The sequence below is a fragment of the Psychroserpens sp. S379A genome (assembly GCF_049800755.1).
Classification (GTDB): domain Bacteria; phylum Bacteroidota; class Bacteroidia; order Flavobacteriales; family Flavobacteriaceae; genus Psychroserpens.
This window is the reverse complement of record NZ_JBNAFQ010000001.1, coordinates 803,197-814,754: the sequence shown is the minus strand read 5'-3', so window position 1 is coordinate 814,754 and position 11,558 is coordinate 803,197. Positions and strand designations below refer to the sequence as shown.

Genomic DNA, 11,558 nt, shown 5'->3' with positions numbered 1-11,558 from the left:
TTATTGTGTTATCTTGATAAATCGTTTGTCAATTTCTGGAGCAATTGTATCTTTTTTTGTGAAATAATCTATAAGCACATTTCTAATTTTGTAATTAAGAACATGTAATTCTTCATTAGGCTTAAAAAACGTCATTCGGTCTCCACCATTGTATAAATAATCATTTGTAGCTACATAGTACGATTTTGTTTCATCAATAGGTTTGTTATTAATAGTAGCTGACTTTAGTTGTGACGAACTGTCTAAAATGATTTGTAAACCATGTATCGGATGAGCACGTTGTTCTCTAACTAAATATTCAACCAACTCTTTAACTTTGTTTCCTTTCATTTTCACAACCACAACAGAATTTTCAAAAGGCATCACATTATAAGCAGTTCTTGTTGTGATGTTTCCTTTAGAAATAATAGCACGTATGCCTCCATGATTTAGCAATACAAAATCTATATTGTTTTCTGTTCTCGATTGAAACACAGGGTTGGCTTGTTCATAAACAGCATCTGCCATCATATTGCCAATTGCAGTATTAAATTGACCATCTTTTTTTGAATAGGTGTCTTTAGCGTAAGAAATGACACTATCTAAACTTTTATTAATCTGAATTCTATATGGTTTTACAAAGGCTTCAATAGATGGATTTGTTTTAAGACTATCTGTAATAGCTATTTGTTGTCCTTCAATTTTATAAAGCTGTTTTGACTTACAGGATGTAAAAAGAATAAAGGATAAACTTATTAAAAAAAAGGTGTTTTTCATAAGAGATTTATGCCGTTGTTAACAAAACATGCAGTGACTTTTTTACTACATTTGTACAAAGCATAAATATAAATGATTTTAAAAGTATTTAAGACAAATTCTAATCAAAAATATGTTAACAAACTGCTAAATGCACGTCAGGTTGCAGTTAGTAGTTTGAAGATGAATTCGGTTGGAGTGATTTTGAATATGAATGAGTTTTCAGATTTTGATGCTTTTAGAACTTATTTTAAAACGCTTGGGATTTCGCCAGCTAAAACAAAAATAATTGCATTTGTTGAAGATGCTAAAGATGCTAATCCGCTTTGGGATACCTATTTTGACCCTAAAGATTTTGGATGGAGAGGAAAAATCAATAATGTCGATTTACAATCGTTTATCAATACAGAGTTTGATGTCTTGATAAGTTATTATACAAGAGAAAGCTTAGAATTAAAATTGATTACTGCAGCTTCAAAAGCCAATTTTAAAGTCGGTTTGATTCAAGATGATAAACGTATGTTTGATTTAATGATAGATGTAAAAACTAAAGATTTTCAGCTATTCAAAATAGAACTAAAGAAATATTTAACGGTTTTAAATAAATTATAAATGACAAAATTTCAAGGCACAGGAGTTGCCATAATTACACCATTTAAGGATGACCTAACTGTAGATTATAACGCACTTTCTAATCTGGTAAATTATAATATTGATAATGGTACAGATTATATTGTAATCTCTGGAACTACTGGTGAAAGTGTTACCATTACAAAAGAAGAAAAGCAACAAATCGTATCTTGTATTATTGAAGCAAATAAAGGTAGAGTGCCTTTGGTTTTAGGAATTGGAGGAAACAATACTGCTGAGGTTGTCAATGAAATTGAATCTACAGATTTAAGTCAAATCGATGCGATTTTATCTGTATCTCCATATTATAGTAAGCCAACGCAAGAAGGCATTTATCAGCATTTTAAAACCATATCAAAAGCTTGTCCTGTAGATGTTATTATGTATAATGTTCCTGGTAGAACGTCGTCAAATATGTTACCAGAAACCGTAATTCGTTTAGCAAAGGATTTTGATAATATTATAGCTGTAAAAGAAGCAGCAGGTCATATGCAACAATATTTAGAATTGCTAAAAGCTGCGCCAAATGATTTTGATATTATATCAGGAGACGATGATTTAGCGTTAAGTGTGGTGTTAGCAGGAGGAGCAGGAGTGATTTCTGTTATTGGTCAGGCTTTACCTAAACAATTTTCTAAAATGATTCGTTTAGGTTTAGAAGGAAAAAACAACAATGCTTACGCTTTGCACTTTCAATTAATGGATATTATTAATTTAATCTTTTCTGAAAATAATCCAGCAGGAATTAAAGCAGTACTAGAAGAATTAAATCTAGCCAAATCGCATGTAAGATTACCATTGGTAGAAGCTTCAACATCCTTAAAACAAGATGTAAAAGAAGCCCTTAAAGTATTTAGTTGATTTCTAAAAAGTTAAAATATACTTAAACATACTTTTGGTCTCTGCTCAACGTTTATTTTAGCATCAAATATTAGTTTTTATAATACGTTATAAATACGTACTTTTGCAACCTGTTTTTTATTTATGAAGAAATTAGTTTACATCCTTTTATTAATCGTGACAGTATCGTCATGTAGTGAGTACCAAAAAGCCTTAAAATCTGAAGACGTAAAGACTAAGGTTACAGTCGCTACATCACTATTTGAAGAAGGTAAATATACTAAAGCCGAAAAACTTTTTGCCCAAGTGCTGCCTAAATACAGAGGTAAGCCTCAAGCAGAGCGTTTAATGTTTATGAGTGCGATGTGCTCTTACCAATTAAAAGATTATCATGTTTCTGGATATCATTTTGAGCGTTTTGAAAACAGCTACCCAAGAAGTGATAAAGCCGAAGAAGCTTCATTTTTATCGGCAAAAAGCTATTACGAATTATCTCCTGTGTATTCAAAAGAGCAAAAAGAAACGATTGAAGCGCTTGAAAAATTGCAACTGTTTATTAATAAATATCCAGAATCAAATTATTTAGCTGAAGCCAACACGCTTATTAAGGAGTTAGATTTTAAGTTAGAAAAGAAAGCTTTTGAAATTGCCAAGCAATACAATAAAATTGCTTATTTTGAGTCTTCAGATTATGAAGCAGCAATAAAAGCTTTTGATAATTTTTTAGTCGATCATCCTGGTACTAGTTTTAGAGAAGAGGCTATGTTTTATAGACTAGACTCAGCATATAAATTAGCAGTAAACAGTATTAGTAAGAAAAAAGAAAAACGATTAAATATAGCTTTAGGCTATTACAATGCATTTCATACATATTATCCAAATTCTGAAAGAACAGAAGAAGTAGAAAAGATGAATGAAGAAATGCAAACCCAATTAAAACAATTCAATACCAAAAGTTAATCATATAGCTATGACAGATTTAAAGAAAACCAATGCTCCTGTTACAACTCAAACTTACGATAGAAACATTATTGATGAGCCAACAGACAATATCTACGAAGCGATTTCTGTAATCTCTAAAAGAGCAGAGCAAATCAATACAGATATTAGGAGAGAGTTAGTAGATAAGCTAGAAGAGTTTGCTACTTACAATGATAGCCTTGAAGAAATTTTTGAAAACAAAGAACAGATCGAAGTTTCAAAATTCTACGAAAAATTACCTAAACCTCACGCGTTAGCAGTACAAGAATGGTTAGATGACAAAATCTACTATAGAAATACTGACGACGACGTTAAAGAGTAATACAAAAATAAGCATGTCTATATTAAGCAGCAAGAACATACTCTTAGGCATTACTGCTGGTATTGCTGCTTATAAAACAGCTAACCTAGTTAGGTTATTTATAAAAGCAGGTGCAAACGTAAAGGTCGTTATGACACCTGCTTCTAAAGACTTCGTTACACCTTTAACACTTTCGACATTATCTAAAAATCCTGTGCATTCTTCGTTTACAAACGACGACGATGAAAATGCTGTTTGGAATAATCATGTAGAGTTAGGACTTTGGGCTGACTATTTTGTAATTGCTCCTGCAACAGCGAATACCATGTCGAAAATGGCAAATGGAACTTGCGATAATTTATTATTGGCAACTTATCTTTCAGCTAAATGTCCAGTGTATTTTGCTCCAGCGATGGATTTAGATATGTATAAACATCCATCGACTTTAGCATCATTTGAAAAGCTAAAATCTTTTGGTAATACAATGATTCCAGCAACTTCTGGAGAGCTTGCTAGCGGTTTGGTTGGTGAAGGTCGCATGGCTGAACCTGAAGACATTTTATCTTTTATTGAAAATGATATTTTAGATCAATTGCCACTTCGTGGTAAAAAGCTATTAGTGACTGCAGGTCCAACATACGAAGCAATTGATCCAGTACGTTTTATTGGAAATCACTCAAGCGGCAAAATGGGATTTGAAATCGCTAAGGCAGCCGCAAATCTTGGAGCTGAAGTCGAGCTTATTTCTGGACCAACTCACCAAAAAATCACTCATAGTCTTGTAAACCTAACACATGTTACTAGTGCTTCAGAGATGTATGATGCTGCTCATAAATATTTTGATGTTGTTGATATTGCAATTCTTTCAGCAGCAGTTGCAGATTACAAGCCAAAAAACGTTTCAGATAAAAAAATAAAAAAAGCGCCTTCAACGTTTAGTATTGAGTTAGAGAAAACAAAAGATATTTTAAAGTCATTAGGAGCAAATAAAAAACACCAGTTTTTGGTAGGCTTTGCTCTAGAAACAAACAATGAATTAGAACATGCCAAAGGTAAACTTGAAGCAAAAAACTTAAATTTAATTGTACTAAATTCTCTTAACGATAAAGGTGCTGGTTTTGGTGGTTCAACAAATAAAGTTACTTTTATAACAGATACAAAAAAGGTGATAGAGCATCAGCTTAAATCTAAAACAAAAGTCGCTCAAGACTTAATGCAACAAATTATTAAACAACAGGATGCGTAAATTTATTTATTTATTAATACTTACATTTTCAATTCAATCTTTTGCACAAGAACTTAATTGTGAGGTTGTTGTAAATGCTCAGCTTACAGGAAATGAAAATGTACAAATATTTAAAACTCTAGAAAGACAACTTAAAGAGTTTATAAATAATACGTCATGGACCAACAAAACTTATAAACCTCAAGAGCGTATTAATTGTAGTATGGTTATTAATATAACAGATTACAATGGCGATGATTTTCAAGGCTCTATTCAGGTGCAATCTTCTAGACCAGTTTACGGGTCTTCGTATAGCACTCCAGTGTATAATTATAATGATAAGGACTTTGATTTTAAGTATTTAGAGTTTCAAAATATGGTGTATAATCCTACACAATATGAATCTAACTTAATTTCAATTTTAGCATTTCATGCCTATATGATTCTAGGAATGGATGCAGACACTTTTTCTCCTAAAGGTGGTTCAGAGTATTATGCCCAAGCCCAAGTTATTTTAAATTATTCTCAACAAGGTTATTATGAAGGTTGGAAACTTGAAGATGGTCAACAAACTCGTTTTATTTTAATAGACAATGTTTTGTCTGAAACCTATAAGGAATTTCGAGATGTATTATATCAATATCATAGAACAGGTCTTGATAGAATGAGCAAAGACACTAAAGAAGGTAAATCTGAAATAGCCAATAGTATTAAGCTGTTGAGAGATATGAATAAAAGAAGACCAAATTCTTATTTAATGCGTGTGTTTTTCGATGCTAAAGCCGAAGAAATTGAAGATATCTTTAGTGGTGGACCTACGATAAATATTTCAGATTTAGTATCGACTCTAACTAGAATTGCGCCAATGCATGCTTCTAAATGGCGTAATATTAATTTCTAGAACTTACTTTTTTATACGTATTTTTATCTTTTAACTGTCGAGCTTTACATTTACAGTTTTTAATTTTGTCTTGATTATATTTTATGCTCACCAATTTAACTATAAAAAATTACGCTCTTATTGATGAACTGTATGTAAGCTTTAATACAGGTCTTACAATAATTACTGGTGAAACAGGAGCAGGTAAATCTATTCTATTAGGAGGATTATCCCTTATTTTAGGAAAACGAGCAGATTTAAGTCATGTTAAAGACAAATCTAAAAAATGCATTATTGAAGCTACATTCGATATCGCTAAGTATAATTTAAAGACTGTTTTTAAAACTGAAGCTCTTGATTATGAGTCGCAAACGATAATTAGACGTGAAATTTTACCCTCTGGTAAATCGCGAGCTTTTATTAATGATACTCCAGTTACATTAAATAGTTTGCAAATTCTTGGAGAGCGCTTGCTAGACATTCATTCACAACATCAAACCTTACAACTTACAAATGACGATTTTCAGTTTCAGGTTATTGATGCTTTAGCAAAAAACGAAAAACTATTATCAGTATATACCACATTATTAAAAGAGTTTAGACAACTAAAGACAGAACTTAGCTCACTTCAAGAAAAGAAAAATACAGCGTTAAAAGAGTTAGATTATCATAGCTTTCTTTTGAAAGAATTAGAAGATGCTAAATTAATTTCAGGAGAATTGGAACTCCTAGAAACGGAATACGATACCTTAAATAACGTTGAAGATATTAAAGAACGATTGTCTATTTCTCATCACGCCATGAATAATGATGAGGTAGGAATTATAACAAAACTCACTGAAATAAAACATCAGTTTTCTAAACTTTCAGGTTATTCTACCAAGTATCATTCTATTTATGAACGCATTCAAAGTAGTTTAATAGAACTTGATGATGTGAGCTCAGAAATTGAAAGCTTACAAGAAAGTTTAGACGCAGATCCAAGCAGATTAGATCAGGTAAATTCTAAGCTTCAAATAATTAATAATTTGTTGCAAAAGCATACAGTCTCTAGTGTTGAAGAATTAATTGAGATAAAAGAAAACTTAGGTTCAAAAGTTTTTGAAACCGAAAACTTAGATACTATCATTTCAGAAAAAGAAACAGCGATCAATACTCTTGAAGCAAAATTAATTTCAGAATCTGAAACTATTCGCAAAAACAGATTAGCAATTATTCCTAAATTAATATCTCAATTAGAATCTATATTAGCAACCTTAGGAATGCCAAATGCTAGATTCGATATTCAATTAGAACAAGCTGAATCCTTTTTAAATAACGGAAGAGATACACTTCAGTTTTTATTTTCAGCAAATAAAGGAGGTCAGTTTACCGAACTTAAAAAATCGGCATCTGGAGGAGAGTTATCACGAATTATGCTGGCTATAAAATCAATTTTATCAAAGTATATGCAATTGCCAACCATTATGTTTGATGAAATTGATACAGGAGTTTCTGGAGAGGTATCAAATAAAATGGCTACCATAATGCAACAAATGAGCAAAACAATGCAAGTGTTTACAATTACACATTTGCCTCAAATTGCAGCTAAAGGTGATACGCATTTTAAGGTGTTTAAACACGACGTCAATAATGTAACTCAAACACAGCTTAAGCAACTCAATCTTGACGATCGTATTGTAGAAATTGCTCAAATGCTAGGAGGTAAAGATGTGTCATCATCTGCAATTGCGCATGCTAAGGAGTTATTGAATTAATTGAATTTATTGTACTAAGATTAAAATTCAAAAAAATAGAGTTAACTTTGAGCTCGTAAATTTTAGACCAAAAAACGAAAACTTTAAAGAATAAATCATATGTCATACAATTTATTAAAAGGAAAAAGAGGAATTATTTTTGGAGCATTAGATGAAAATTCTATCGCTTGGAAAACAGCTGAGCGTGTTCATGAAGAAGGAGGAACTTTTGTGTTAACCAATGCGCCTATAGCTATGCGAATGGGACAAATAAAAGAATTAGCAGAAAAAACAGGCTCTCAGATAATTCCAGCTGATGCAACTTCTGAAGAAGATTTACAAAACCTTGTTGAGCAATCTATGGAAATACTTGGCGGTAAACTAGATTTTGTATTGCATTCTATTGGTATGTCAATAAATGTTAGAAAAGGAAGACCATATACAGATCAAAAATACGATTGGACTCAAAAAGGAACAGACGTATCAGCAATGTCTTTTCATAAAGTTATGCAAACGCTATATAAAGCTGACGCTATGAACGAATGGGGAAGTATTGTGGCTTTAACCTACATGGCAGCGCAACGTGTGTTTCCAGACTATAACGATATGGCAGATAATAAAGCCTATTTAGAAAGTATAGCACGTAGTTTTGGATATTTCTTCGGAAGGGATAAAAAAGTAAGAGTAAATACAATTTCGCAATCACCAACACCAACAACTGCAGGTCAAGGAGTAAAAGGGTTTGATAATTTTATTTCCTATGCCGATAAAATGTCACCATTAGGAAACGCAACAGCAATAGATTGTGCTAATTATACAGTCACTTTATTTAGCGATTTAACAAAACGCGTTACATTACAAAATTTATATAATGATGGAGGTTTTAATAACATGGGAGTTAGTGAAGCAGTAATGGAAAAGTTTGCTGAATAAATAAAAATCAAATGCTTATAAAATTAAGCCACTCATTATTTGATAGAGTGGCTTTTTTATTTTTTGATACATGCTATATTTGTGTGTATTTCGTCCGAGTTTTTTGAGTTTAAACGATTAGCTATTCTTCCTTTTTTCATTCAAATAAAAAAGGATTAATTTAATAGCTTAATTAACTAAACTCAATTAAAATATGAAAAAAATTACTCTTAGTTTATGCTTTGTGTTATTGTCTTCGGTTTTTTTGACCATGAATGCACAAGTATTAAACCAAAATGCGAATTGGCCTAATGCTGGCTGGTCAATTACAGGAACTTATAACGCTGACCCAACTGCTTTTGAAGCAGACCCAACAGTAGGTGCAAATTTTGCATATGATGATGATGATGCTGGGAATCCTAGTGATGATGATATCGCTGCAGAATCACCAATAATAGACCTTACAGCAGCTTTTAATGCTGGAGAAACATGGATAACTGTTACAGCAGATTATGTATACAGATATCTAGCTAACGATGATTTAAGATTTCAATACTGGGATGCTGATAGTGCAACATGGGAAAATTGGGGATCTGATTTTGATTTACTAGGAAATGAAACAGTACTAACTGACGATTTTTGTGCTGGTACAGGATCTACGTATACATCTGATGTATTAAATATTGCAGCATTTACTGCAACTCAACAATCAGGATTTAGATACAGAATAGCTTATGATGATGATCCAGCAGGTGGAGATTGGAATTATGGTTTTTGTTTTCAATCACCTACAATTACATCTGCAACGCCACCTTCGTGCGCTGATCCATCAGGATTAGTTGCTACAACACTAAATACAACAGATGTAACCTTAGAATGGGTTGAAAATGGAACAGCAATGAGTTGGGATATTGAAATTGTTGATGTAACAGCTGGAGGAACTCAAACAATGACTGCAACATACTCAGGAGTAACTAGTCCTTACACCGAAACGATGTTAACTCCAGGTAATGACTATGAGTTTTATGTGCAAGCAGATTGTGATGCAAATGGAACTTCAAATTGGGTTGGGCCTTTAGCTTGGTCTCAACCTCTTCCAGGTAATGTTTGTGAGTCTGCTATAGTTGTTGGTGCTTTACCTTATAATACATCCGACGACACTGCAAATTATGGCGATGATTATGATGGTGCTCCTGGAACAGATTGTGGTACAGCAAATAATTATTTAAATGGAGATGATGTGGTTTATGAATATACAGCAACATCAGATACATCTATTAATGTAAGTCTTTCTAATATTGGAAGTACTTATACAGGAATTTTTGCATATAATGATTGTACTGATATAGGAGTGATGTGTGCTACAATAGGTGATAATTATGACTTTAATGATGGTGTAGTAGATTTAGGGTTTGATTTAAATGTTACTAATGGTGAAACATATTATATTGTAATTTCTACTTGGGCATCACCACAATCAACAACCTATACTTTAGATATTACTGAAAACTCATGTGTCGACGCAACAGTTGCTTATAGTGTTGTAGATGATTGTGATAATTCAGGAGGATTTAATATTGTAGTTGATGTTACAGATCTTGGTTCATCAACGTCGCTAGATATTGATGACGATCAAGGTAGTGCTACACAGTCTACTGGAGTAACAGGAATGTTTACTTTTGGACCTTATGTTAATGGTACAGATGTTGTTATTTCTATTACTGATAATGATGATGCAAATTGTAATCAAACTAGTAATGCGCTAACACAAACTGTATGTCCAGTGTCAAATGATGACTGTGCAGATGCAATCGATTTAGATCCTTTTGCAAATTCTGATGGTACTTGTACTATGGTGTACTCGGGTAGTAATGCTGGTGCTACAAACTCTGCAGGTGAAGTTGCTCCAAGTGGAGCTTGTTCTGATGGAGATGCAACTCCTGCTGATGTTTGGTTTACATTAACTGTTCCAGCTTCAGGAGAGTTTGATTTTGAATTTATTACAAACCCTGGATTTTCTACATTAGTAGAATTGTACACAGGAACTTGTGGTTCATTAACAGCTTTAGATCCTGTGTTATGTAATAATGCAGCGACAAGAACTTTTACAGGGTTAACTCCTGGTGAAACTGTATACTTGAGAGTTTGGGATTATGGTAGTGATGAAGAAGGTGTTTTAGAAGTTTGTGTGAATTATTTAAATTGCGCTCCAGCTACAGTTACTTATACTGTTGAAGAGGATTGTGCAATTTCTGGAGGATTTAATATTTTGGTAGATGTTACTGATCTTGGTACTTCAACATCATTAGATATTAATGATGATCAAGGTAGTGCTACACAATCTACTGGAGTAGTTGGGATGTTCACTTTTGGACCTTATGTTAATGGTACAGATGTAGTTATTTCTATAACTGATAATGATGATGGAGATTGTAGCCAAGCAAGTGGTACACTGACTCAAGTAGCTTGTCCACCTGTTAACGATGATTGCTCAGGAGCATTAGCTCTAACACCTGGAGCTGATTTCGCAGCAAATGCAGTAGATGGTACAGTAGTAGGAGCAACAATTGGATCTGAAGTAGCAGGTTGTGGTACAAATGGACCTGGAGTTTGGTACTCAGTTGTCGTGCCAGCAGATGGAAATATTACTCTAGAAACTGGGCCTGATATTGCTACTGATAATCAATTATTTGATTCAGTTATTGAAGCGTTTTCTGGCACATGTGGAGCTTTAACTTCAATTGAGTGTGATGATGATGATGCAGCAACGGGTAATTTTTCATTACTAGATTTAACTGGATTAACTCCTGGAGAGACTATTTATTTGAGAGTTTGGGAATATGGTGGAAACGAAAGCGAACCATTTGCTGTTTCTGCATATAATTCAACATTATCTATTGATGATTATGAAAATCAAAATGCGTTTACATATTTCCCTAATCCTGTAAAAAATACTTTAACTTTAACAGCTACACAAAATATTCAAAACATATCTGTTTTAAATATCTTAGGGCAAGAAGTATTAAGATCAACACCTAATGCTTTTGAAAATGTATTAGATATGAACAGTTTAAAATCTGGTTCTTATTTTGTTAAAGTTACAATTAATGATGTAACAGAAACTGTAAGAGTTATTAAAAAATAACCTAGTTTTAAAACATAATTAAATACTTAATAAAGAGGTTTTGCTTTAGCAAAGCCTCTTTTTTTATAAATTACTAAAATGTATTTCATCGACTATTTTTTGTGTCACATCGATTAATTTAATATATTCGAGAATAAGAGGCTCACGATATTACTTATTTATAAGATAATCAA

Annotated in this window: 10 protein-coding genes; 9 read left to right on the top strand and 1 reads right to left on the bottom strand. The window is 32.5% G+C overall.

The features are described 5' to 3' along the window. The gene (locus ACP15M_RS03660; RefSeq protein ID WP_425075817.1) at nt 1-756 is read right to left on the bottom strand and encodes a 5'-nucleotidase C-terminal domain-containing protein; all 756 of its coding nucleotides are present in this window, start codon (nt 754-756) and stop codon (nt 1-3) included. A 72-nt stretch (nt 757-828) separates the two neighbouring features. On the opposite strand from ACP15M_RS03660, the gene ACP15M_RS03655 reads away from it, so the two are divergent. The 9 genes from ACP15M_RS03655 (at nt 829) to ACP15M_RS03615 (ending at nt 11,385) form a co-directional block, all read left to right on the top strand. Continuing rightward, on the top strand, nt 829-1,347 hold the full coding sequence (locus tag ACP15M_RS03655) for a DUF6913 domain-containing protein (protein ID WP_425075816.1): 519 nt from the start codon (nt 829-831) through the stop codon (nt 1,345-1,347). Further along, the gene (dapA, locus tag ACP15M_RS03650; RefSeq protein WP_425075815.1) at nt 1,348-2,226 is read left to right on the top strand and encodes a 4-hydroxy-tetrahydrodipicolinate synthase; all 879 of its coding nucleotides are present in this window, start codon (nt 1,348-1,350) and stop codon (nt 2,224-2,226) included. It abuts the gene before it with no gap. A 123-nt stretch (nt 2,227-2,349) separates the two neighbouring features. Further along, on the top strand, nt 2,350-3,165 hold the full coding sequence (locus ACP15M_RS03645; RefSeq protein WP_425075814.1) for an outer membrane protein assembly factor BamD: 816 nt from the start codon (nt 2,350-2,352) through the stop codon (nt 3,163-3,165). A 10-nt stretch (nt 3,166-3,175) separates the two neighbouring features. Then, nucleotides 3,176-3,508 carry a DNA-directed RNA polymerase subunit omega gene (locus ACP15M_RS03640; RefSeq protein ID WP_425075813.1) on the top strand — a complete coding sequence of 111 codons (333 nt, stop codon included), beginning with the start codon at nt 3,176-3,178 and terminating at the stop codon, nt 3,506-3,508. 13 nt (nt 3,509-3,521) lie between these two features. Beyond that, nucleotides 3,522-4,733: a bifunctional phosphopantothenoylcysteine decarboxylase/phosphopantothenate--cysteine ligase CoaBC gene (gene coaBC / locus ACP15M_RS03635; protein WP_425075812.1), complete on the top strand. Its 1,212-nt coding sequence runs from the start codon at nt 3,522-3,524 to the stop codon at nt 4,731-4,733. Further along, entirely contained in the window at nt 4,726-5,613 is an 888-nt protein-coding gene (locus tag ACP15M_RS03630; RefSeq protein WP_425075811.1) for a DUF4835 family protein, read from the top strand. The genes coaBC and ACP15M_RS03630 overlap by 8 nt, the downstream gene beginning before the upstream one ends. An 83-nt stretch (nt 5,614-5,696) precedes the next feature. Further along, the gene (gene recN, locus ACP15M_RS03625) at nt 5,697-7,349 is read left to right on the top strand and encodes a DNA repair protein RecN (protein WP_425075810.1); all 1,653 of its coding nucleotides are present in this window, start codon (nt 5,697-5,699) and stop codon (nt 7,347-7,349) included. Between the two features lie 99 nt (nt 7,350-7,448). After that, nucleotides 7,449-8,261, top strand: a complete 813-nt coding sequence (locus ACP15M_RS03620) for an enoyl-ACP reductase FabI (protein ID WP_425075809.1) — start codon at nt 7,449-7,451, stop codon at nt 8,259-8,261. Nucleotides 8,262-8,454: 193 nt separating this feature from the next. Continuing rightward, entirely contained in the window at nt 8,455-11,385 is a 2,931-nt protein-coding gene (locus ACP15M_RS03615; protein WP_425075808.1) for a T9SS type A sorting domain-containing protein, read from the top strand. The last annotated feature ends 173 nt before the right edge of the window (nt 11,386-11,558 follow it).

Coding starts and splice junctions, on each gene's coding strand:
- ACP15M_RS03660 (WP_425075817.1), bottom strand. CDS start 756: ATGAAAAACACCTTTTTTTTAATAAGTTTATCCTTTATTCTTTTTACA.
- ACP15M_RS03655 (WP_425075816.1), top strand. CDS start 829: ATGATTTTAAAAGTATTTAAGACAAATTCTAATCAAAAATATGTTAAC.
- dapA (WP_425075815.1), top strand. CDS start 1,348: ATGACAAAATTTCAAGGCACAGGAGTTGCCATAATTACACCATTTAAG.
- ACP15M_RS03645 (WP_425075814.1), top strand. CDS start 2,350: ATGAAGAAATTAGTTTACATCCTTTTATTAATCGTGACAGTATCGTCA.
- ACP15M_RS03640 (WP_425075813.1), top strand. CDS start 3,176: ATGACAGATTTAAAGAAAACCAATGCTCCTGTTACAACTCAAACTTAC.
- coaBC (WP_425075812.1), top strand. CDS start 3,522: ATGTCTATATTAAGCAGCAAGAACATACTCTTAGGCATTACTGCTGGT.
- ACP15M_RS03630 (WP_425075811.1), top strand. CDS start 4,726: ATGCGTAAATTTATTTATTTATTAATACTTACATTTTCAATTCAATCT.
- recN (WP_425075810.1), top strand. CDS start 5,697: ATGCTCACCAATTTAACTATAAAAAATTACGCTCTTATTGATGAACTG.
- ACP15M_RS03620 (WP_425075809.1), top strand. CDS start 7,449: ATGTCATACAATTTATTAAAAGGAAAAAGAGGAATTATTTTTGGAGCA.
- ACP15M_RS03615 (WP_425075808.1), top strand. CDS start 8,455: ATGAAAAAAATTACTCTTAGTTTATGCTTTGTGTTATTGTCTTCGGTT.